The 23,566-nt window shown below is 61.7% G+C and carries 17 protein-coding genes; 8 read left to right on the forward strand and 9 right to left on the reverse strand.

Annotated features, from left to right (window positions below; translation table 11 throughout):
* Positions 1-124: 124 nt before the first annotated feature.
* Both MLC59_RS09415 and MLC59_RS09420 read left to right on the forward strand, forming a co-directional pair.
* Positions 125-1,513, forward strand: a complete 1,389-nt coding sequence (locus MLC59_RS09415) for a succinylglutamate desuccinylase/aspartoacylase family protein (RefSeq protein ID WP_248233674.1) — start codon at positions 125-127, stop codon at positions 1,511-1,513.
* 48 nt (positions 1,514-1,561) lie between these two features.
* The gene (locus MLC59_RS09420) at positions 1,562-2,494 is read left to right on the forward strand and encodes a DMT family transporter (RefSeq protein WP_248233676.1); all 933 of its coding nucleotides are present in this window, start codon (positions 1,562-1,564) and stop codon (positions 2,492-2,494) included.
* 6 nt (positions 2,495-2,500) lie between these two features.
* Here the strand turns inward: MLC59_RS09420 and MLC59_RS09425 are convergent, their stop codons facing one another.
* The 3 genes from MLC59_RS09425 to ovoA form a co-directional block, all read right to left on the reverse strand.
* The gene (locus MLC59_RS09425) at positions 2,501-3,595 is read right to left on the reverse strand and encodes a malate dehydrogenase (protein WP_248233679.1); all 1,095 of its coding nucleotides are present in this window, start codon (positions 3,593-3,595) and stop codon (positions 2,501-2,503) included.
* A 134-nt stretch (positions 3,596-3,729) separates the two neighbouring features.
* Entirely contained in the window at positions 3,730-4,911 is a 1,182-nt protein-coding gene (locus MLC59_RS09430; RefSeq protein ID WP_248233682.1) for a MalY/PatB family protein, read from the reverse strand.
* Positions 4,908-7,046, reverse strand: coding sequence for a 5-histidylcysteine sulfoxide synthase (gene ovoA / locus MLC59_RS09435; RefSeq protein ID WP_248233685.1), 2,139 nt, complete (start codon positions 7,044-7,046; stop codon positions 4,908-4,910). Before ovoA ends, MLC59_RS09430 begins: the two co-directional genes overlap by 4 nt.
* A gap of 166 nt (positions 7,047-7,212) precedes the next feature.
* On the opposite strand from ovoA, the gene MLC59_RS09440 reads away from it, so the two are divergent.
* Complete coding sequence (locus MLC59_RS09440) at positions 7,213-8,100, forward strand: AEC family transporter (protein WP_248233686.1); 888 nt, start codon at positions 7,213-7,215, stop codon at positions 8,098-8,100.
* A gap of 23 nt (positions 8,101-8,123) precedes the next feature.
* On the opposite strand, the gene MLC59_RS09445 is transcribed toward MLC59_RS09440, so the two are convergent.
* Positions 8,124-9,770 (reverse strand): methyl-accepting chemotaxis protein, encoded by a 1,647-nt coding sequence (locus MLC59_RS09445; protein ID WP_248233690.1) that lies wholly within the window; start codon positions 9,768-9,770, stop codon positions 8,124-8,126.
* 135 nt (positions 9,771-9,905) lie between these two features.
* Positions 9,906-11,786, reverse strand: a complete 1,881-nt coding sequence (ftsH, locus tag MLC59_RS09450; protein WP_248233692.1) for an ATP-dependent zinc metalloprotease FtsH — start codon at positions 11,784-11,786, stop codon at positions 9,906-9,908.
* 207 nt (positions 11,787-11,993) lie between these two features.
* On the opposite strand from ftsH, the gene MLC59_RS09455 reads away from it, so the two are divergent.
* Entirely contained in the window at positions 11,994-14,609 is a 2,616-nt protein-coding gene (locus tag MLC59_RS09455; protein WP_248233694.1) for an acyl-CoA dehydrogenase, read from the forward strand.
* A gap of 22 nt (positions 14,610-14,631) precedes the next feature.
* On the opposite strand, the gene MLC59_RS09460 is transcribed toward MLC59_RS09455, so the two are convergent.
* From MLC59_RS09460 to MLC59_RS09470, 3 genes are all read right to left on the reverse strand, one after another.
* On the reverse strand, positions 14,632-15,306 hold the full coding sequence (locus tag MLC59_RS09460; RefSeq protein WP_248233696.1) for a histidine phosphatase family protein: 675 nt from the start codon (positions 15,304-15,306) through the stop codon (positions 14,632-14,634).
* A gap of 76 nt (positions 15,307-15,382) precedes the next feature.
* Positions 15,383-16,009 carry an exopolysaccharide biosynthesis protein gene (locus tag MLC59_RS09465; RefSeq protein ID WP_248233699.1) on the reverse strand — a complete coding sequence of 209 codons (627 nt, stop codon included), beginning with the start codon at positions 16,007-16,009 and terminating at the stop codon, positions 15,383-15,385.
* The gene (locus MLC59_RS09470; RefSeq protein WP_248233701.1) at positions 16,006-16,950 is read right to left on the reverse strand and encodes a LysR substrate-binding domain-containing protein; all 945 of its coding nucleotides are present in this window, start codon (positions 16,948-16,950) and stop codon (positions 16,006-16,008) included. Before MLC59_RS09470 ends, MLC59_RS09465 begins: the two co-directional genes overlap by 4 nt.
* 109 nt (positions 16,951-17,059) lie before the next feature.
* Between MLC59_RS09470 and MLC59_RS09475 the strand changes: the two genes are divergently transcribed.
* Positions 17,060-17,950 (forward strand): DMT family transporter, encoded by an 891-nt coding sequence (locus tag MLC59_RS09475; protein WP_248233706.1) that lies wholly within the window; start codon positions 17,060-17,062, stop codon positions 17,948-17,950.
* A gap of 394 nt (positions 17,951-18,344) precedes the next feature.
* Positions 18,345-19,214, forward strand: a complete 870-nt coding sequence (locus MLC59_RS09480; protein WP_248233708.1) for an alpha/beta fold hydrolase — start codon at positions 18,345-18,347, stop codon at positions 19,212-19,214.
* A 45-nt stretch (positions 19,215-19,259) separates the two neighbouring features.
* On the opposite strand, the gene MLC59_RS09485 is transcribed toward MLC59_RS09480, so the two are convergent.
* The gene (locus MLC59_RS09485; protein WP_248233709.1) at positions 19,260-19,901 is read right to left on the reverse strand and encodes a TetR/AcrR family transcriptional regulator; all 642 of its coding nucleotides are present in this window, start codon (positions 19,899-19,901) and stop codon (positions 19,260-19,262) included.
* A 239-nt stretch (positions 19,902-20,140) separates the two neighbouring features.
* Here MLC59_RS09485 and MLC59_RS09490 point away from each other — a divergent pair, with 239 nt between their 5' ends.
* Positions 20,141-22,234 (forward strand): 3-hydroxyacyl-CoA dehydrogenase NAD-binding domain-containing protein, encoded by a 2,094-nt coding sequence (locus MLC59_RS09490; protein WP_248233711.1) that lies wholly within the window; start codon positions 20,141-20,143, stop codon positions 22,232-22,234.
* 59 nt (positions 22,235-22,293) lie between these two features.
* On the forward strand, positions 22,294-23,472 hold the full coding sequence (locus MLC59_RS09495) for an acetyl-CoA C-acyltransferase (protein WP_248233713.1): 1,179 nt from the start codon (positions 22,294-22,296) through the stop codon (positions 23,470-23,472).
* Positions 23,473-23,566 lie beyond the last annotated feature (94 nt).

Genomic DNA, 23,566 nt, shown 5'->3' on the forward strand with positions numbered 1-23,566 from the left:
TCAAAAATCCGACAGCGAATGACCGTACAGTTAAACCTTGGTCAGACCCCTGTACCGCTGTTTTCGCTTTCGGTTAGCCTACGCCGTTGCCGGATTCAGCGACCGTCCACCCATGGGAGACCCGATGCGCAACCGACTGACTCAATGCTTGTTACCACCTTTGCTGGCGAGCCTGCCCCTCGCCCCGGTGGCCTGGAGTCAGCCTCCGGAAAACGCACCGAAGGAGGAACCCACTCAACCGGTCCAGGTCCGTGATGAGGGGACAGGGGTTATCGACCCTCCCACCATGGCTTCAGTGGAAGCCGCCGACACCGCCAGCGGTGAAAGCGAAGACAGCGAGGCCCCCGCTGTCATCGAGTTACCGGAAGACGAGTCTGTGGAGGATATCGCAGCTGAGAGCCAGAACAGCCCCGCCGGGGAGGATGCTCCGGCAAGCTCAGACGACATGGTAGCCCCCAGTGATGCGGCTGACATACCTGATGGCAATACCGTCACAGGCGACCGAGAAGGCAGTGTCGAAGTTATTCCCGAGACTCGCCCGGCCCAGGCAAAGCCGTTCCCCCTCCTCAGCGGCGAGGTACTGCCCGGCACTACGGCACGCCTGGCCTGGTCACCCGGCATCCAGATTGCTGGCCTGTCACAGCCCACCCCGGTGCTTGTGGTCAACGGTGACAAACCGGGCCCGGTACTGTGTATGACCGGCGCCGTCCATGGTGACGAACTCAACGGTATCGAGATCATCCGCCGGGTAATCTATGAGCTGGACCCGGAGGCACTCTCCGGCACCGTAGTCGGCATTCCCATCGTTAACCTGCAGGGTTTCCAGCAGGGTAGCCGCTACCTGGCGGACCGCCGGGACCTTAACCGCTACTTCCCCGGAAGCGAAGACGGCAGCCTGGCCCATCGCATCGCCCACAGCCTGTTCGAGCAGGTCATCCTCAACTGTGACATGCTGGTGGACATCCACACGGGTTCACTCAAGCGCACCAACCTGCCCCAGTTGCGGGCCGACATGGACAACCCGGATGTGGTCGAGTTGAGCAAGGGCTTTGATTCCATGGTGGTGGTTCACAGCAGCGGTGGCTCCGGCATGCTCCGCAAGGCCGCCACCGAGGCGGGCATACCGGCGGTCACCATGGAAGTGGGTGAATCCATGCGCATCCAGGAGGCGCATATTGACGCCGGGGTCAACAGCCTGATCAGTCTGATGGAGAAGCAGGGCATGACCGCCCGTCTGTTCCAGTGGGGTGCCCCCGAGCCGGTCTATTACCAGTCTCACTGGATCCGTGCCAACCAGGGCGGCATCCTGTTCAGCGACGTCAAACTGGGGGCCTATGTAACAGAGGGCACGGTATTGGGCACCGTCTCCGACCCCATCACCAATGAACAGTCGGACATCCGCGCGGATGCCGATGGCCGTATTATCGGCATGGCCGTGGACCAGGTAGTGATGGCGGGATTTGCCGCCTATCACCTGGGGTCGCGGGCGGAAACTGAAGAAGAAGTGGAGTAGACTGTCGGGCCCGGTGTTCGCCTTATAGAATCGTGATGGAGCAGTACCGTGGCTCGATATGCAAAGCATCCCCTGGCACTGGCCTATATCGGACTGGTCCTGACACCACTGTTCTGGGCCGGCAACGCCGTCGTTGCCCGCGGCGTGGTGGACGAGATTCCACCCACCTCCCTCGCCTTCTGGCGCTGGGTGCTGGCGCTGGTGATTATCCTGCCTTTCGGAATACGCGGCGTCAGGCGGGAGTGGGCGGTGATTCGCGACCACTGGCACCGCATCCTGGTGCTGGCCCTGTTCAGCGTTACCGCCTTTAACACCCTGCTCTACCTTGCCGCCACCACGACAACCGCCATCAATATCGCCCTGATCAATTCCACCATTCCGATCATGGTGGCGTTGTTGGCCTTCCTGCTGCTCGGCGAACGCACCCGGGCCATCCAGGGTCTGGGCATTGCCGTGGCCCTGGCCGGCATGTTGCTGGTGATCGGCCAGGGCACCCTGGGGCGGTTGGTGGGGCTGTCGTTCTCCGTCGGCGACCTGGTCATGGTGACGGCAGTAGCCAGTTGGGGCGTCTTCTCCGTGCTGTTGAGACGCCTGTCCGTACCCGTGAAAAGCCTGACCTTCCTCACCATGCAGATCGCCCTGGGCACGGCGGTGCTGGCACCGATCTACCTGGTGGACCTGGTGTTCTTCTCCGGTGGTTTCGAGCTGTCCCGGACGACCCTGCCACCGCTGGTGTACGTCGCCATTTTCCCGGGCATTCTCGCCTATGCATTCTGGAACTACGGTGTGCTCAACGTCGGCCCGGCAAAGTCCGCCATGTTCATGTACCTGACGCCGGTGTTCGCCGCCGTGCTGGCCTGGGTGTTCCTCGGGGAAGTCCTGGGCTGGTACCACCTGGCCGGCGGCGGGCTGATCCTGGCGGGCCTCTGGCTCACCACACGCAACCCGCCCATCGCCCCGGCCCGGAAAACCCCATCATGACAGCCGTTACAAGACCCGGTCAGTCTGCAGGTACTGCTCCGGCAACGAAATACCGTCATCGTAGAGGGTGATACCCGAGCGCAGGCATACCGACAGGTTGCGGTGGGAGGCCTCTGTGTCTGTCGGCAGCAGTTCCGCCACCGTCTGCATCTCCTCCAGCAATTCGCGCTCGGTTTCCCGCATGCGGTCCTGGGCAAAATCGCTGATCTCCAGGCCCTGTACAATCTGGTAGCGGCCGTAATCACAGCGCACCGGGAACGAGTAGAAAATACCCTTCTCGATGCCGTAGCTGCCGTCACTGACGATTCCCATGCTGACCCAGTCGTTCTCCGGGGTGCCGTTGATCCAGTCGTGCATGTGATTGAGGATGGCCTGGGCGGCCGAGGCCGCGCTGGAATGCCCACGGGCCTCGATAATGGCTGCCCCCCGCTTCTGGATCTTGTTGATAAAGTGCTCCCGGTACCAGCACTCATCCACCTGGGCCAGCGCCGGTTCGCCATAGATGGTGGCATGGCCCAGGTCCGGGAACTGGGTTGAGGAGTGGTTGCCCCAAACGGTAATACGACGGATACCTTTCGGGTTGGCGCCGGTATGGTTGGCGAGGATGCCCCGCGTGCGGTTGTGGTCCAGCCTTGTCAGCGCAGTGAACTGGGCCGGGCTCAGGTCCGGAGCGTTGCGGCTGGCTATCAGCGCATTGGTATTGGCCGGGTTACCCACCACCAGCACCTTCACATCCCGATTGGCAAACTCGTTAATGGCCCGGCCCTGGCCGGCAAAGATGGGCGCATTGGCGGTAATCAGCTCACTGCGTTCCATACCGGGCCCACGGGGGCGGGCACCAATCAGCAGTACATAATGGGCTCCGACCACACCGTCCTCGAAGCGGTCATGCATGCTGATGCTGTGCAGTAACGGGAAGGCACAATCCTCCAGCTCCATGGCGATACCCCGCAGCGGCTCCATAGCCTGGGGCATCTCGATAAGCTGCAGAATCACCGGCTGGTCACGGCCTACCATCTCACCGGCAGCAATACGGAACAGCAGGGAATGGCTGATGCTGCCGGCAGCACCGGTTACAGCAATACGCACGGGACGCTTCATGGTCTGGCTCCTTTTGTCATGGGAGCCGCAAACCATATCAGGTTGGCGTTAAAAATATGAGTCGAATTTCAAAAACGTCCAATTCTGAGACTTGCCTGACTCAGGTCACCACCGCAGCTCGCACGCCCCAATCTCTAAGATCGCAGCCCAGCCACCGCCACCTCAATCTGCTCCATCGCAGCCTGGATCACCGCCAAAGGCGACCCAAGGTTCAGCCGCATAAACCCGCTGCCCTGCTCCCCGAAGGTAATGCCAGGATTCATCCCCACCCCGGCCTGCTCCACCATAAACCGCTTCAGCTCCGGGTCATCCAGCCCAAGACCCCGGCAATCCAGCCACAGCAGATAGGTCCCCTCCGGGTCCGTCACCTTTATCTCCGGCAACCGCTGTTCCACAAAGCCAAGCACAAAATCCCGGTTGCCGCGAACATAGTCCATCATCTCCGCCAGCCACTTGCCACCGTGACGATAGCCCGCCTCAAAGGCCGTCACACTGAACGGATTGCACTGCACCATATGCAGCGAATCAAACACCCCGTTGAGCTGCCCCAGCAGGTCCGCCCGCTCCGACACCACCGCAGACAACCCCATGCCCGGGATATTGAACGTCTTGCTGGGCGCAACCGTCGTCAGCAGTGGATCACCCGGCTCACAGACCGTTGCCAGCATCGTGTGCGCTTGCCGGTCCCGGTACACCAGGTCGGCGTGTATTTCATCGGAAATCACTACCAGGTCATGGCGGCGGGCAATCGCCATCACGCCCTCCAGCTCCGCACGACGCCAGACCCGGCCGACCGGGTTATGGGGCGAACAAAGGAACAGTACCTTGCTGGATGGATCGGAAGCACAGCTTTCCAGGTGTTCCAGGTCCATCTCATAACAACCATCCCGTTCTACCAGGGGATTCTCCACCACCCGGCGACCGGCCTTGCGAATGCTGCTGAAAAACGGCGGGTACACCGGCGGCTGGATGATGACGCCCTCGCCTGCCTCCGCAAACGCCATGGCCGCCGCATGCAGGGTCGGCACCACCCCGGGGGCCATGCGAACCCACTCCCGCTGAATGGTCCAGTCATGGTGCTCCCGGAACCAGTGGATCATGGACTCGTACAGGCTGTCTGGAAACAGCGTGTAGCCATAAGCCGGATGGCGGGCCCGGGCCACCAGGGCATCGGTGACCGCCTGCGGTGCAGCAAAATCCGTATCCGCCACCCACAGGGGAATCACATCCTCCCGCCCGAACACTGCCTTGCGGGCATCAAACTTTACGGCGCAGGTGCTCTCTCGCGAGAACACCTGGTCAAACGGATTACTCAAGCCCTACGCTCCCAGATCGTAATGTCAGTGAAATTGTACTGGTATTTATTGGCCGTCTCACGAATGACAAAGGGCATCCGTCCGGGTTCGCCAACCAGAGAGAAATGCTCGCCCAACAGCTCATCCAGCGCATCACGGGTCGTGTAGTTTTCACCATCTTTCTTGAAACCACCGAGCCATTTATCACGGGGAGTATGCTCCTCCTGCCAGGTATAGGGGGAGGCCAGCACCAACAAACCGCCAGCATTAATCCGACTGTGAATTTCCGCGAGGAAGCGTTCCGGGTCATAGAGCCGATCCAGCAGGTTACTCGCCAGCACAAGGTCATAGCCGGTGAACTGGGGTTTGAGGTTGCAGGCATCCCCCTGCCAGAACTGAACCTTTCCGGAAACCTCAGCCAGGCCTAACTGATCCAGGTAGCGGGTGCGGTAGCCAACCAGCTCTGCCTCATCCACCAGGGTATAACGTAGCGCACCCTGGTCCGCCATGGACACGCCCTGGGCAATAAAACGGGCCGAGAAATCCACCCCGGTGACATGGTCAAAATGCCTGGCCAGTTCGAATGTTGAGCGGCCGGAGGCACAACCAATATCCAGCGCGGCAATCGCGGGTCGATCCCCCATGGCACTGATCGCCAGTTCCGCAATGGCTTTAGGGTAGTTGGTCACACCCAGGTGTTCATCCCCGAAATGAAACTCGGCATATTCCGACAGCAGTTTGTCGGTTTCATACTGGGTGGCCGGCGGCCGCACCTCGGCTTCGGAGACCACATACCGGAAACCAGCATGCTGGAAGAAGTGACGGCGGAACGCATAGCGGGCCGAGCGCAGGGTCTCGTTGCCACAGGAAATCCAGGACCCGCCCTTGATCAGGTTATGCTGATTATCGAAAGTCGGGGTCGTGAAGTCATCGTAGAGCGGATGCACTTCAAAGCCATCAAATGGATAGGTGGGCGTCTCCACCCACTGCCAGACGTTGCCCACAACATCAAAGAAGTCACCATGACGGAACCAGGTGACCGGACACGATGACGCCCAGTGATCCAGGTGCAGGTTGGCCCCGGCAGGCGTGTTCCGTGGCACCTCTTCAACGCCAGCGACATCGTAGAGGCGGTACCACTCGTCTTCCGTCGGCAAGCGCACTGATTTACCGGTCTGCCGGGCCATCCAGTTACAGAATGCCTTGGCTTCGTGGTAGTTGACCTCTGCCGGCCAGTCCCACGGCATCTCGACTTGCTCTGTCATCAACCGCAAATACCACTGATTGCTCCAGACCCAGAAGGTCGGATGGCGAGCTTCGGCAAAGTCCCGCCATTTGCGGCCCTCCTCTTCCCATACCTCGTCATCCTGGTAACCGCCGGCTTCCACAAACTTCAGGAACTCGCTATTGCTCACCAGGTACTGGCTCGCCTCAAACGCCGGCACGTCGCCACGGTGTTCACCGTATTCGTTATCCCAGCCATAGAAAGGGGCATCGAACGGTTTCCCCAGGACGACCTCGCCACCGGGCACTGCCACCAGGGTGTTTTCGGGCGCCTCACCGGTTTTCGGGCATGGCCGCCAGTCCGGGTCTCTCCTGACATAGTCCAGCTTGTGCTGGCGAATAAGGACAGACGAGGTTTCCAGGTGAATCCGCTCATGCTCGATACCCATCATGATCGGCCACCAGTCACTGCGCCAGTTGATCGGCAGGGTCAGCGGCAGGGTATCGATGAGGTCGAGGACCGCATGTCGGACCTTATTCCGGTACGCCATGACTTCCGTTACCGAGGGCCAGTCGTAGTGATCATCATCCAGGTCATCCCAGCTCATTTCGTCAACGCCAACGGCAAACGTTGATTCCATGCGGGAATCGATGCGATGCGGCAATAGCTTGGCCAGGACCAGTTTGTTGACGAAAAAGGTCGCGGTATGGCCGAGATAGAAGATCAGTGGATGCCGCAGTGGAATGGATTTTTCGAAATAGGCCTCATCCCGGGCAAGGGTGCGGAAAAGGGACTCGTAACGGGCCCAGGTGGCCAGGAAATACTCCCTGATCTCGTCCCGCCTGGACTCCGGGTCGCCGGAAGCCAGGTCAGGCGTACGCTCGAACAACCGGCTGTGGGTGGTGTCTTCAACGCTCTCCAACATACTCATCACGCACGCTCCTACAATTACTGTCCTTGCTGATACTGTTCGGCATGGCTTTCGGACCATCAAAAGAGGTGGCTCCGTGCGCCGCACCCATGACGGCCCGGCCAGGAAACACTACAATTGCCACCCTACCCTTTACCCCGCTTGCTGTTCCATTCCCGGAGAATCCATGATAGGCCAGATTGTTTCAACGATGTTGCCCGTCTTCCTCATTGCCGGGTGCGGAGCCCTCTACGGTCGCTATCGATCACCCGACATCCAGAGCATGAACACTGTCAACATGGAGCTGTTCGTGCCGATGCTGGTGTTCGCCGTACTGGCGGACCAGGAAGCCCCACTGGCGGATTATGCCTGGCTTGCCACCGCCGGCGTGGTCGTGGTGCTGGGTTCCGGCCTGCTGTTGTGGCCAGTGGCAAAGATGTTGCGGCTGAACCTGAAAACCTTCCTGCCGCCGATGATGTTCAACAACTCCGGCAACATGGGCATTCCGCTGATCGTGCTGGCCTTTGGCGAGGCGGCCCTGCCTGCCGCCGTGGTGCTGTTTATCGTCGAGATGATCCTGCATTTCTCGGTGGGCCTGTACATGCTGGACCCGCACACCTCCATGATCCGGCGCCTGCGGGTGCCGGTGGTGCTGGCCACCATTGCCGGCCTGGCGGTGAACATCGGTGGTGTGGCCCTGCCGGGATGGCTGATGGAAGCCCTGAACATGCTGGGCGGCATCTGCATTCCGCTGATGCTGTTCACCCTGGGTATCCGCATGCTGGAGGTGGACTTCAGTGACTGGAAACTGGGCCTGCTCGGTGCCATCGCCTGCCCCGCCAGCGGGCTAATCCTGGCCTGGCCGATGATTGCGGTACTGGACCTGCCAGGCATCCAGGTGGCCAGCCTGTGGGTATTTGCCGCGTTACCGCCGGCGGTGCTGAACTACATGGTTGCCGAACAGTACCGGCAGGAGCCCCACAAGGTGGCCTCGCTGGTACTGATCAGCAACCTGGGTAGCCTGGTGGTGATGCCCATTGTACTGGGCCTGGTATTCAGCGCCGGTTACCTCTGAGCATAACCGGCGCCGTGGACGTCTCAGGCCTGGCCAGCGCGGAAGAAGGAAACCTCCTTGCGCAGCTGATCCGCCAGGGTATCCAGCTCACGGCTTGAGGAAGCCACCTGCTCGGAGCCGGCGGCAGTCTCTACCGTGGCGTCGTGGATCCGGCTGATGTTGCGGTTTACTTCCTCCGCCACGGAGCTTTGCTGTTCTGCAGCGCTGGCAATCTGGGCGTTCATGTCATTGATGGCACCCACCTCGTGGCGGATCCGACCCAGGGCCTCCTGGGCAGAACCAGTCTGGGCTACCGTCTCCCGGGCCAGTTCGCGGCTGGTCTCCATCACCGAGACGGCCTGGCCGGCACCGGTCTGCAGCTTGCCGATCATCTCCTGGATTTCCCGGGTGGAATCCTGGGTGCGGGTCGCCAGCGAACGCACCTCATCGGCCACCACGGCGAAGCCACGGCCCTGCTCCCCGGCTCGCGCCGCCTCAATGGCCGCGTTCAGGGCCAGCAGGTTGGTCTGTTCGGCGATGCCGTTGATGACTTCAATAATGGATTCGATATTGGCGCTGTCCTGGCTGACCTGGCGGACAGTTTCCGTCGCACCTTCCAGGGTGTCGGCCAGGTTACCGATGGCCGTTGCTGTGTCGGCTACGACCCGGTTGCCGTTCTCCACTTCCTCGTCGGCTGTACGGGTGGCCGAGGCAGCATTGCCGGCAAAGCCGGCCACTTCGTTGACGGTGGCCGCCATCTGGTTGACGGCCGCCGCCATCTGCTGGGCCTCTTCGGACTGCAGGCGAATCTGCTCCCGGTTGTTACCGGCGGTGTCCATCAGCTCAGTAGCCGCCTCGGCCAGCTGGGTGGACGCCTGGCGGACCCGCGCCATGGTGGCCGACAAACGGGTGGTGGTTTCCTTCAGGGCACCCATCACACTGTTGGGATACCGGGTGTCGATCGCCTGGTCCAGCTGACCGTCTGCCAGTGCACGGATTGCCTCGGCCACGTCTTCCGGTTCAGCACCGAGAGTCGCCTTGAGGTTGCGAATAATCAGAACCACCACGACAATCCCGACCAGTATGGCCAGCCCGGTGACGATAAAGATCAGCACCTGGAACCCCGAGGCCGCCCCCTGGACCCGATCGATATCCCCTGCAATGATGTCTTCCTGGTGATCAATAAACGCGTTTACCCGGGCGAGCCACTCCGTGTAGGCCGGAGACACCTCTCCCAACAGGAAGGCACGGGCCGCATCCGGGCCCTCACTCTGGCGAAGGGTCACCAGCTGCTCCGTCAACGCCAGGGTGCGGCGCTCGATCGCCTCGATATCGCCAAGCAGCCGGGTCTCCTCGCCACTGGTGCCGAGTTCGTCGAACAGGCCATCCATCGCAACGGCTGACTTCTGATAGAACGCTTTGAGCTGCTCGATATTCTGCAGGTGGGTCCGCAGGTCCGTGTCGTTACGGACCAGTACGGCATCGCGAATGGCAATGGCGCGGTCGTGGACACTACCGCGGAAGTTGATGGCATGGCGCTGCTTGACCGACGCGCCTTCGCGCACCTCCATCAGTGTGCGGTCCATGAAACCGACCCGCAGGTTGCCCACCACACTGACCAGCACCATCAGGGAAAGAACTACTCCAAAACCGAGACCCAGGCGCCCCGCAACCGTCAGCCGACCGAACATGGCAATACTCCGACACCGAAAATTTATTGATCGAGCCTATGAGTTCTCTGAAACTCGAAGATTGGATCAATGTTTTCCCGTCGGATTCGATACTTTTTACATTGGTTTGCAATGCGACCTGATAAGCCGGGTCAGTCAGGCTCCTTTCTGGCCTTCCTGTCGCAGCAGGTTTTGCAGGGCGTCACCACTGAGCACTTCCACCTCCAGCAGTTTGCGGGCACCACTCTCAAGTGTTTGCCGATGGGACTCGAGAATGGACGTCGCCTCGTTGAAGGCCTGGTCAATCAGTTCACGAATAGCCTGGTCGATGGCTTCGGCCGTGGCTTCACTGTATTGCCGCGAGCTTTCCAGCCACCGCTGCTGGAGATGGCTCTGACCGGCCTTTTCATAGGTCACCTGTCCCAGGGCCGGGATCATGCCAAAGCGGGTGACCATATCCCGGGCAATATCGGTGGCCTTTTCCAGGTCGTCGGCAGCGCCGGTGGAGGTGGCCTTGAACACCAGGCTTTCGGCGGCACGACCACCGAGCAGAACGGTCATACGATTACGCAGTTCCTGCTCCGACAGCAGGAAGCGGTCCTCGGTGGGGCGTTGCAGGGTATAGCCGAGGGCGCTGATACCCCGGGGGATAATGGAAACCTTCTGCACCGGATCCACGCCTTCCAGGGACATGGCCACCAGGGCGTGGCCCAACTCGTGGTAGGCCACGGTGCGACGTTCCTTCTCGCTGAGAATCCGGTTTTTCTTCTCCAGGCCGGCGACGATACGCTCGATGGCCGCATTGAAATCGTCCAAGGTGACCACGTCGGCATCGCGGCGGGTGGCGAGCAGGGCTGCCTCGTTCACCAGGTTGGCCAGGTCGGCGCCGGTAAAGCCCGGTGTCAGGGCGGCAATATGATCCAGGTCGGTGTCCGCATCCAGCTTGATCTTGCGGATATGCACCTTCAGGATCTGGGCCCGGCCAATACGATCCGGCCGGTCCACCAGCACCTGCCGGTCAAACCGGCCGGCCCGCAGCAGGGCCTGGTCCAGGATCTCCGGGCGGTTGGTGGCCGCCAGCAGGATCAGCCCGCTGGACGGGTCAAAGCCATCCAGCTCGACCAGCAACTGGTTGAGGGTCTGCTCCTTTTCATCGTTGGCCATCATCGGGTTGGCACCCCGGGCCCGGCCCAGCGCGTCCAGCTCATCGATAAAGATAATGGCCGGGGCCATGCCGCGGGCCTGGTTGAACAGATCCCTTACCCGGGCGGCACCCACACCGACAAACATCTCCACGAACTCCGAGCCACTGATAGACAGGAAAGGCACGCCTGCCTGGCCGGCCACCGCCCGGGCCATCAGGGTCTTGCCGGTGCCCGGCGGGCCCACCAGTAAAACCCCTTTCGGGATATGCGCCCCCAGTCGGCTGTACTTGTCCGGGTCACGGAGGAAGTCCACCACCTCCTGCAGTTCCGCCTTGGCCTCGTCGACCCCGGCGACGTCGTCGAAGGTCACCTTTGTGTCCTTCTCCATGTAGACCTTGGCCTTGCTCTTGCCGATGGACATCATGCTGCTGCCACCGCCGCCCATGCCACCCATCCGGCGCAACAGGAAGCTCCACAGCAGCACCAGCAACGCAAAGGGCAACAGCCATGACAGCAGGGACGTGAACCAGGTGTTTTCCCGCACGCCGGTATAATCCACCCCGGCGTCTTCCAGGACCTGCACCAGGTCCGGGTCGTCCACCCGGGTGGCGCGGATGTTCACCAGGTCACCGTCGGAGGAGCGCAATCGGCTCAGCTCGTCCGACGTCAGGAACGGCGAGAGCTGGTTACGGGGCACCGAGGCCTTCACCTCTTCGGCGGCCACGGTCACGTCCTGCAGTTCGCCGGACAGGGCCAGGGTGCGGAACTCACTGTAGCGGATGGTCTGGGGCTGGGTGGAAAGCCAGTCCGGCAGCAGGAAAAGCAGCAGCAATACCCCCACGAAGTACCAGATGGAAAATTGCGTGCGCTTGTCCGGCGTTGGCGTAGGCATAACTCACTTCCCGTTGACGGCTCTGATGCTGCAGGGACCTCCAGTATAGCCTGCCCATCGCAAGCTAACGGGTGATATGCGTCAAAGTGTCTTCAGTGAGCGGTACTGGCAGCCTTTCCTGAACGGGCACCACTTGCAAGCCCGGCGGCTTTGACCGATGGTAAACACAGTCATGGTGCATTCCATTTCCGATACGGAGGTCTGTCAATGAGCGTTCTGTTCCTGATCATCAGTGCCCTGGTGCTGATCTATCTTGGCCTTGGCGGTACAGTAGCCACGGTGGTTCTGGTGGCCGCCACCCTCGCGGGCATGGCCCAGGATGGCTGGCATGTGCTCAGCATTCTGCTGGGCGGCGGACTGCTGGCCCTGGCGCTGATTATCCTGCACGCCGACGAACTGCGCCGGGACAAGCTCAGCAAGCCCCTGCTGGGCTGGGTGCGCGGCCAGCTCCCCAAACTCTCCGATACCGAGCAGGAAGCCCTCAAGTCTGGCTCCGTGGACTGGGATGGTGAGCTGTTCTCCGGACAGCCGGAATGGTCAAAGCTGCTGGATGCCAAGCCTGCCCACCTCTCCAGCGAAGAGCAGGCGTTCCTCGATGGCCCGGTGGAAAAGCTTTGCGCCATGTTGGACGACTGGAAGATTACCCACGAGGACTACGACCTGCCGGACAAGGTGTGGAAGTTCATCCGCGAGAACGGTTTCTTCGGCCTGATGATTCCGAAGGAGCAAGGCGGCAAGGGCTTTTCCCATACCGCCCACTCGGAAATCGTGATGAAGATTTCCACCCGAAGCGTATCCGCCGCTGTAACCGTGATGGTGCCCAACTCCCTGGGCCCCGGCGAACTGCTGATGGAATACGGCACCGATGACCAGAAGCAACATTACTTGCCCCGCCTCGCCAGTGGTGAGGAGATTCCCTGCTTCGCCCTCACCTCACCGGTGGCGGGCTCGGACGCCGGCGCCATTCCCGACAAGGGCATTGTCTGCAAGGGCCAGTGGAACGGCAAGGAAGTGCTGGGCCTCAAGGTCACCTGGAACAAGCGCTACATCACCCTGGCCCCGGTAGCGACCCTGATCGGCCTGGCCATCAAGGTCTACGACCCGGACAAACTGCTCGGCGGCGACGACAACATTGGCGTGACCTGTGTGCTGGTGCCCCGGGAAACCGAAGGCGTCCATGCCGGTGCCCGCCACCTGCCCATGAATACCGTCTTCATGAACGGCCCCACCTGGGGCAATGACGTCTTTATCCCCATGGAGCAGGTGATCGGCGGCCAGGACATGCTTGGCAAGGGCTGGACCATGCTGCTGGAATGCCTGTCCATTGGCCGGTCCATTTCCCTGCCCGCCCTGGGTACCGGGGCCGGCAAGGTCGCCAGCCTGGCCACCGGTTCCTATGCGCTGGTACGCGAGCAATTCGGTCGTTCCATCAGCCAGTTTGAAGGGGTGCAGGAAGCCCTCGAACCCATCGCCGGCTACACCTGGATGATGGACTCCGCACGCTTACTGACCGCTGGCATGCTGGACCGGGGCGTACGGCCCTCGGTACCCTCGGCGGTGCTGAAATACCGCAACACCGACCTGATGCGGGTAGTGATCAACAACGCCATGGATGTGGTCGCCGGCCGCGGTGTCATCACCGGCCCCCGTAACTTCCTGGCCCGGGCCTACCAGGCGGTCCCCATTGGCATCACCGTGGAAGGGGCCAATATCCTGACCCGCAGCCTGATGGTCTTCGGCCAGGGCGCGATTCGCTGCCACCCGTTTATCGTGGACGAAATCGAGGCTGCGGGCATGGACGATGAGCGGGAGGCGGTGCGCAAGTTCGATGACACCTTTTACCGGCACATCGCCCACACCACCCGGAACGCACTGCGGGCCCTGGTGCTCGGGCTCACCCACGGGCTGGCAGAGCCCGCCCCCCGTGAGGGCAATATTGGCAAGTACTACCGGCAACTGGCCCGGTTCTCCGCCGGTTTCGCGCTGATGACCGACGTTACCCTGCTGACCGTCGGTGGTGGCCTGAAGGCTCGCCAGCGGCTGTCCGGGCGCATGGCAGACTGCCTGGTACAGCTCTATTACGCGTCAGCCGTGATCAAACAGTGGCACGAGGAAGGGTACCCGGACGATCAGCGGCCCCTGGTGGAGTGGTGCCTGCAAACCTGCCTGAAGGACCTCCAGGCGTCCATGCGGGAGGCGGTGATCAACTTCCCGGTGCCGGCGCTGCGCTGGCCACTGCGGATCCTGGTTTTCCCGCTGGGCGCCACCGGCCTCAATGGCCCGGATGACCGCCTGGGTACGGAAGTGGCGGCGACCATTGTGAAAGACACACCGCTGCGACAGCGCATCAGCCGGGGTGCCTACTTCAACGACAAGCCCGATGATGCCCTGGGCCGGGTGCTCAATGCCTATCGCCTCGCCAATGAAACCGTGGAACTGCGGGCGCGTCTGCACGACGCCATCCGCAACCGTGACCCGGAAGAACTGGGCGGCATCGACATGCTGCTGGGGCATCAGCGCAAGGAACTGGTGGACTGGGCCTGCAAGGAAGGCGTTATCCGTGATGAGGAATGCGACAAGCTGCGGGAGGCACTGACCGCCCTTTACGACGTGATCCGGGTGGATGCCTTTGATGCGGACGGCCTCAAGGCCCTGTCCCGCTGCGCCAAGGGCAAGCGCAAGGTGGTGGAGCGGCCGGCCAGCGACGACCAGGACACTGAGTCAGTCCTGCCTGAGAAGCCAGCCACCAGCGGGAACTCTGCCACCGGTGCGACAAAGACCCGCAAGGGTGCCAGCAGCAAGACCAACGGCCGGAAAGCATAGCCTTCCGGCCGTCAGCCAGCCATCAGACGTGGGTCAGGGCGTGCCGGCGCCCTGGCCGGTCCAGGTGGGGTACGTTGTTGAAGCTCAGCACCCGACGGGCGCTGCGGCCCACAATCACTTCACAGAACGCCGCGTTGCGGAACTGGAAATTGAAGTGGATGGCGCCCTTCTGGGGACCTTCAATCAACTGGGTCAGGGCACTGCCTATGACACCACCTGAAGTGACCACCAGCACCGCATCATCCCGGCCCGCTCCGTCACAGGCGTGGCTGATGGCGCTCTCGATGCGCTGGCCGAAGTCACCCCAGGTTTCCGGGATGTCGGTCAGACGGTCGTCAATCCAGGCCTCGTAGGCGGAACGGAAGGTGCGCCAGTAGTCCTTGAAGTCCCGTTTCTGGTGCAGGTGCTGGTCCCCCTGGCCGGTAAACGCCCGGTACATCATCTCGCCGTCGTATTCATTCAGTCCCGGGTGGGTGGAGACTTCGGCACCCGCATGGGCCATGCCTTCGAGCACGCCCCTGGCGGTATCCTGCTGACGTTGCAGGTCGCCGGCCACCACCCTGTGAAAATTCAGCTCACGCTCGCCGAAGTATTCCCCCAGCCAGCGGGCCTGCTGCCAGCCAAGCTCGGAAAGTTTGTCGTAGTTTGCTTCGCCAAAAGAGGCCTGCCCGTGTCGGACGATAAAGAGTTTTGCCATGGGATATGTACTACCTGTGTGTGACTGCAAAAGCCTCATCCTGCCTCAGCCACCATGAATTGACCAGTCGACCGGTTCAGAAAGTGTTGGCCAGCTGCCAGCCAATAAAACCAAGGGTCGCGCCACTGAGCACCAGGGCCAGTACCGCCACCACGCCATCCCGGGCGATCATGGCCAGGCCGAAGGCCATCAGGGCCAGGCCGCCGCCATTGGCACTGAAAGGCACGAACTCCATCAACGGCAGGGCCAGGGCGACCACCAAGCAGGCCAGCGCCAGCAGCAGGTTGCCACCGCCGGTCATCAGCAAGGTCAGCCGGGGCGCGGTAAACCGATCCAGGAAGCGCGCCGGTTTGTGCATCCAGCCCAGGCCCTTGTGCAGCTTTTCCCTGGGCACCTGACGCTTGCTCAGCCAGTCGGGCAGCCAGATATAGTCCCGGCGGAACAGCTGCTGGCCCACCGTGAGGATGACCAGCATGCCCATCAGCGTGGGCACCCCCGGCAGGTCGCCGATCAGGGGCGCCAGCACGACCAGGCCGGCCACGACTGCCACGGGGCCAAAACTGCGGGTACCCGCCGCATCCAGGATTTCACGCACCGTTACCCGGTGGCCGTCCCCGTCGGTATCGCGGATCCGGTCCAGCAAGCCCTCCAGGCTGTCATGGCTGGCTTTCTCGGTATTGGCTGATGAATTCGGTTGGCTCATTCAGACTCCTTCAGACCTGCCCTGTCTCCTGACTGCTCCCCCAGCAGGCCACTGTCAACGGCCCGGGCCAGTAGCCAGTTGCGAAGGGAGCGCAACCCCGGCTCCTGTCGGCGGCTGGCCTTGATGGCGAAATAGAAGCTGTCCCCTGTGACCACACTGTGCAGGGGCAAGCGCACGAAGTCGCCGGCATCGTCCCGATTGCTCAGCATATAGTCGTTGGTCAGGGCGATACCCTGGTGGTAACGGGCCGCCTCCAGCGCCAGCAGCATGTGACTGAAATGCTGGACCTGGGCCGTTTCCGGCACCCCCATACCAGCTTCCCTGAACCAGGCCTCCCAGTCACCGCAGGTGCGGTTGTAGATGCTGAAGGTGGACAGCAGCGGATGCTCCGCCAGGGTCTCAGGGCTCAGCGATGCCCCCTCCAGCGCCTGCCAGTACTGGCGGCTGCAAACCGGGAACAACCGCTCCCTGTATAACAGATCATAGTGGTAGGCGGGTGAATCCGTATTGATGGTAATGAAGCTGTCTGCGACCCGACCGGACAGCACCGGGTGCTCACCGGTCATCTCGAGGATCAGCTGGATTTCCGGATGCTGACGGTGCAGGTCCGGCAGTCGTGGCACCAGCCATCGCACCGCAAAGGAGCTGAACACCGCCAGCCGCAGGCTGCTGTCCTGACGGCCCAGTAACTGGCCAGTCGCCCGGTCGATCTGCACCAGCGCTGAGGAGATGCCCTCCAGGTAGTCCTGGCCCTCCCGGGTCAGGGCCAGGCTGCGGCCATGGCGCTCGAACAGCGGTTCACCCAGGAAGGTTTCCAGCTGCTTGATCTGGTGGCTGACCGCGCTCTGGCTGACATTGAGTTCTTCCGCCGCCCGGGAAAAGCTGTTCAGCCGGGCAACCGCTTCAAATACTGGCAGGGATTTCAGGGGTGGCAGCTTCATTATCGAATTTTCTCATAGATGAGCAATAAATATCATTTTATCGGATATTCTTGCCTCCCTATACTTTCTACTTTTCGTCAGCGTCCAGCTGCCAATCGGAGGAAGCACCATGTCAGGCAAGACCGTCAACAGCGCCATTCTGCTGCTGATCATCGGCAATGCCATGGCCATTGTGTCCGATGTCTTTATCAAGCTGATGGAGCCGCAAGCCCCGGTGTTCCAGTTCGCCTTCCTGCGTAACCTGATTACCGTTCTCCTGCTCATGCCCCTGCTCAAGCGGGCGGAGTACCGCCACCTGTTCGAGGGATTTGTTGTCCATGCCATCCGCTCCCACGTGTTGCTGGCCGGGTTACTGTGCATGGTCGTAGCCCTGACCACCCTGCCCCTGGCCACCGCCAATGCGGTGTTCTACGCGGCGCCGGTAATCCTGATGGTATTGTCGGTGCTGATATTCGGTGAACGGTTGTCGCCCCTGAGTGTACTGGCGGTCATCAGTGGCTTTGCCGGGGTGCTGGTGATCCTGCGGCCGACAGCGCTGGATTTCTCTGCCCTGTCAGCATTGGGGACCGCCTTCTGCCTGGCGGTAGCGGCACTGATGGTACGCCGGCTGCCTTCCGGCCAGTCCACGCTGCACAAGCTGTTTCTGAACTCGTTGCTGGCCATTCCGGCCAGCTTCGCCCTGGCCCTGTGGGAGGGTGCACCCTGGCGGTGGGAGATCATTGCCAGTGCCGTTGGTTCAGCGGTGTTTATCCTCGGCTACAACGCCAGTGTGCTGAAGGGCTACAAACACGTGGATGCCAACCAGGTTACCAGCGCCGAATACACCGGCCTGATCTGGGCCATCGCCGTGGGCTGGCTGGCTTTTGACGAAATACCGGACCTGTGGTTCCTCACCGGCAGCCTGATGATTATCGTGCCCCTGGTGCTGATCGGCCTGAACCAGCGCCGCAAGCGGCGCCTGATTCACAGAAGACCGGGCACCGAAGCCCAGGAAGTATAACCGGCGCTCACCGGCTAGTGTCCCGTCTGGCTAATTCCTTAACCTACTGAGCTTCTGAAAAGCCGAAGAGCTAGTGTCCCGTTTGGTTAATTCGCTGATCTACTGAGCCACTGAGAGCCTTGAGAGCTAGGCGCGGTGGCGAAGGTTTGGTGGTTCCAAATCGAGGCAGCGCAACGACGCTGTTCGGCTTTTCAGGAGCTCCCGAAGGGCTTGCCTCTGAGGACTCTGAGGCAAGCAGTAGATTAAGGAATTAGCCAGACGGGACACCAGGAGTCTGATTGCCCTTATTGCGGGTCCGCACTGGACAAGCCACCACCGGGCTGTCTAGGATCAGGTTTTGTTTTGCAACCTGATTCCAGACATTAACGACAGAACAACAGGCAGGAGCCCCACCATGTTTCTCAGCGAACCGAAAACCCTCTCAACTCCCCGTGGCCAATTCACCTGGCGGGAAGGCGGCGATCCCTCCGGCGCCCCGGTGGTCATGATTCACGGCTGGCCGGAAAGCTCCTACTGCTGGGAGCACACCGGTCGCCATCTCAAAGAAGGGCTGCGGGTAATCGCACCGGACCTGCGTGGCCTGGGCGACAGCGAACGCACCGAAGGCCAGCAACATTACTCCAAGCAGGCCCTGGCGGAAGACGTGGTCAGCATGCTGGATGAGCTGGGCATCGGGGAGTTCCAGCTGGTGGGTCATGACTGGGGCGGCATCGTGGCCCAGGAAGTGGCCCTGGCGGTCCCGGATCGCATCCGGAAGATGGTGATCATGAACATCGCCATCATCAACAACCTCAAGGGCAACATGGAAGTGATCGAAAAGGTCCGCTCCGGCAGCGGCAAGGCCTACTGGTATCAGCACTTCCAGCAGGCGCCGGGACTGGCCGAAGCCATGATCCCCGGCAACGAGGACACCTGGATCCGCTTCTTCGTTAACGGCGTGGTGAAGCCGATTCCGGAGGACGCCGTGGCCGAATACGTGCGCATGTACAGCATCCCCGGCACCCCGGGCGCGGGCGCCAGCTATTACCGCGCGTTCAAGGAGGATGCCAAGCGCTGGGCCACCCTGTCAGGCCATAAATGGAAAATACCGAGCCTCTATATCTACGGCAACAAGGACAAGGTGATCATTCCGGAGTACCTGAACCACATCGAGGATTGCTTTGAAGAGATCCGGGTGGAACAGGTGGATGCGGGACATTTCCTGCAGGAAGAAAAACCGGAAGAAGTGGCGGGTCACATGAACAGCTTTTTCGATGCCCACTGACCACGATCGTAACAAGGGGCGCTCCTGGTGAGCGCCTTGCAAGGACTACTCTTCTTCACTTTTCCCGCGCACAGCACCGCCCTGTCCCAGCGCCAGCCGGGCCATCAGGTTCTCCACCCTCGCCACGGCCTCCTCGTTACCCTTACGACCTGAAAGCACCACCTGGGACCCCACGGACGCCACATACATCAGCATCGCCAGGTCCTCGGTTTCGCTGTCGGCGCTGCCCAGGTTGCGGAACAGCAATTTGTTTTGCTCCACACGGGCCTGGTCCACTTCCTCGACAATCTCAGCGGCATGGCGGTTACGACGGGCAAAGTCCCGCACGGCCAGTTCCACCTGTAACCGGCGCACGTTGCGGGAGGCGTCGGTCAGCAACAGTTGCAACAACTGGTGCAGCTCTTCCTCCGGGTTTTCCCCTTTAGGCCGCATGTAGTCCAGCTCGACGAACCGCCGGTCCCGCCAGCGGTCCAGGAAGCTGTCCACCAAGTCTTCATGGTCCCGGAAGTGCCAGTAAAAGCTGCCCCGGGTTACCCCCAGCTTCTTCGCCAGCGTGAGCACCCGCAGGCTTCCGAAGCCACCACTGGCCACTTCACCGGCGGCGGCATCGAGCCAGTCGTCGCGGGTCAACTGAACCTTGCCGGGCTTTTCAATAGTGCTGGGAGAACGCCGGGATTTGGATGCCATAATCTGCCTGTATCGGGTGGCCGGAGCGGAGTCCATTAAGGCTACGGGGCGCGGAGTGTACAACCCCGTTGACCTTTTGCGCCAACATACATTACTGTACGGACTCTCCAGACACCAGTGTATGGAATAAAACTCCCCCATTCCATAACCCGAAAGGCGCCGAACCGGGCACCGACCTGCCCCGGCAAGAGCCGCAAGAGCTATCCGGCACCTGTTGCCACCGCCAATAAGGAGCGAGCATGAGCACCGCACACTACGACACCAACGGCAATGTGGCCGTTATCCGCCTGGACAATCCGCCGGTCAACGGCCTCAGCCTGGAACTGCGTCAGGGTATTGTCGACGGCATCCGGAAAGCCGAACAGGACAGCGCCATCGAGGCCATCATCATCACCGGTTCCGACCGGGCCTTTTCCGGCGGCGCCGACATCACCGAGTTCGGCACCCCGAAGGTGATGCAGGAGCCCATCCTCACCACTGCCATCCACTATGTGGAAACCGCCACGAAGCCGGTGATTGCGGCCATCAGCGGCAACTGCATGGGCGGCGGCCTGGAACTGGCCCTGGGCTGTAACTACCGCGTGTCAAAGCCGGACGCCACCATGGCACTGCCGGAAGTGAAACTGGGCATCCTGCCGGGCGCCGGCGGCACCCAGCGTCTGCCACGGGTGATCGGCGTGGAACACGCCCTGAACATGATCGTCTCCGGCTCTGTGGTGCCCGCGAAGAAATTCGAAGGCACCCCGCTGCTGGACGAAATCATCGAAGGCGACCTGATGGAAGGCGCCCTGGCCTTCGCCCGCAAGGTGGTTGCCGACAAGATGCCACTGAAGAAGGTCCGTGACCTGAAGGTGAAGCACCCCAACCCGGAAGGCTTCTTCATGTTCGCCCGCAACACCATCGGCGCTATGGCGAAGAACTACCCCGCTCCGCTGAAGTGCCTGGAAGCGGTGGAAGCCGCTGCCACCAAGCCCTTCGACGAGGGCATGAAGGTTGAACGTGACGGCATCAAGTACCTGATGCAGACCCCGGAATCCGCCGCCCTGCGCCACGCCTTCTTTGCCGAGCGCAAGACCAGCAAGATCTCCGACGTACCCTCTGACACCCCCACCCGCGACATCAGCAAGGTTGGCGTAATTGGTGCGGGCACCATGGGCACCGGTATTTCCATCAACTTCCTGAACGCCGGCATTCCGGTCACCATCGTCGAGATGAAGCAGGAAGGCCTCGACCGTGGCGTGGAAGCCATCCGCAAGGTCTACGAAGGCCAGGTGAAGAAAGGCCGCATGACCGAGGACAAGGCCAAGGCGAAGATGGACCTGCTGACACCGTCCCTGAGCTATGACGACCTGAAGGACGCGGACCTGGTGATCGAGGCGGTGTTCGAGGAAATGGGCGTCAAGGAGCAGGTGTTCACCAAGCTGGACGAGATCTGCAAGCCCGGCGCCATCCTGGCCTCCAACACCTCCACCCTGGACGTGAACAAGATCGCCAGCTTCACCAAGCGCCCGGAAGACGTCATCGGCCTGCACTTCTTCAGCCCAGCCAATATCATGAAGCTGCTGGAAGTGGTGCGCGGTGACAAGACGGCCAAGGACGTCCTGGCCACCGCCATGAAGCTCGCCAAGACCATCCGCAAGACAGCGGTGGTTTCCGGTGTCTGCGATGGCTTTATCGGCAACCGCATGATCAACCAGTACTCCCGTGAGGCCCTGACCATGCTGGAGGAAGGCGCCAGCGTGCAGCAGATCGACAAGGCCATCGAGAAGTTCGGCTTTGCCATGGGACCGCTGCGCATGGCCGACCTGGCCGGCGGCGATATCGGCTGGGCCATCCGCAAGCGCCTGTACGCGGAAAACCCGGACATGAAGAAGAACCTGATCGCCGATCGCCTGTGTGAGATGGGCCGCTATGGCCAGAAGACCGGCTCCGGCTTCTACAAGTATGAACCGGGCAACCGCAAGGCCCTGCGCGACCCGGAAGTGGACAAGGTGGTGGAAGAGTGCCGCAAGGAAATGGGCATCACCCCGCGCAAGATCAGCAACCAGGAAATCGTCCAGCGTTGCGTCTACGCCCTGGTGAATGAGGGTGCCCGCATCCTGGAGGAAGGCATTGCCCAGCGTGCCTCCGATATCGACATGGTGTACCTGACCGGCTACGGATTCCCGGTCTTCCGTGGTGGCCCCATGCACTACGCCGAGCAGGTTGGCCTGGCCAACGTGGTCCGCGACATGGAGCCCTTCGCCGAGAACCCCAACACCCAGCCAGGCTTCTGGGAGCCGGCTCCCCTGCTCGTGAAATGCGCGCAGGAAGGCAAGGGTTTTGATCAGTAAGGCCACCAACGAATCGATCGCCGGGGCCCGCGCGGGCTCCGGCACACAGGAGAAAGATTATGAATGATGTTGTCATCGTATCCACCGCCCGCACGCCCCTGGCCAAGTCCTGGCGCGGCGGCCTGAACATGACCCATGGCGCCACCCTGGCCGGCCACGCTATCCAGCACGCGGTTGAGCGTTCAAAGGTGGATCCCGCCGAGATTGAAGACGTACTGATGGGCTGTGCCCTGCCGGAAGGTTCCACCGGTAACGACGTCGCCCGCATGGGTGCGATCCGTGCCGGCCTGCCGGTGTCTGTGGCCGGCGCCACCATCAACCGGTTCTGCTCCTCCGGCCTGCAGGCCATCGCCATGGCCGCCCAGCACATTGCCGTGGACAAGGTGCCGGTGATGGTTGCCGGCGGTGTGGAGTCCATCTCCACCGTACAGGCTACCGTGAACCAGAACTACCTGGCCGAGCCCTGGCTGATGCAGAACAAGCCGGAGCTGTACTGGTCCATGCTGCAGACCGCCGAGACCGTAGCCCAGCGCTACAAGATCAGGAAAGAGGACATGGACGAGTACGGCGTACGCAGCCAGACCCTGGCCGCCAAGGCCCGTGAGGAAGGCAAGTTCGACGACGAGATCGTGCCCATCACCACCACCGCCGGCGTTGCCGACAAGGCCACCGGCCAGCTGATGAGCAAGGAAGTGACTGTCTCCCAGGACGAAGGCATCCGCCCGGACACCAACCTGGAAGGCGTGAGCAAGATCCGCTCCGCCATGGAAGGCGGCGTGGTCACCGCCGGTAACGCCAGCCAGTTCTCCGACGGCGCCTCCGCCTGTGTACTGATGGATGGCAAGCTGGCCGAACAGCGTGGCCTGCAGCCGCTGGGCATCTTCCGTGGTTTCGCCGTAGCCGGCTGTGAGCCGGACGAAATGGGCATCGGCCCGGTCTACGCGGTACCCAAGCTGCTCAAGCGTGCCGGCCTGACCGTGGACGACATCGGCCTGTGGGAACTGAACGAGGCCTTCGCCGTCCAGGTACTGTACTGTCAGCGTGAGCTGGGCATCCCCATGGACCGCCTGAACGTTAACGGCGGTGCCATTGCTGTGGGCCACCCCTACGGCACCACCGGCTCCCGCCTGGTGGGCCACGCCCTGATCGAAGGCAAGCGCCGCGGCGTGAAATACGTGGTGGTTACCATGTGCGTGGGTACCGGTATGGGTGCTGCAGGCCTGTTTGAAGTGGCCTGATCGGACCTTTCTTACGAATAACGCTATTGCATGACAAACCGGGGCCCCTGGAATGACTCAGGGGCCCCGTTGCAACTGACGATAAAGAGAGACA

The sequence above is a fragment of the Marinobacter bryozoorum genome, assembly GCF_023156245.1.
GTDB classification, from domain to species: domain Bacteria; phylum Pseudomonadota; class Gammaproteobacteria; order Pseudomonadales; family Oleiphilaceae; genus Marinobacter; species Marinobacter bryozoorum.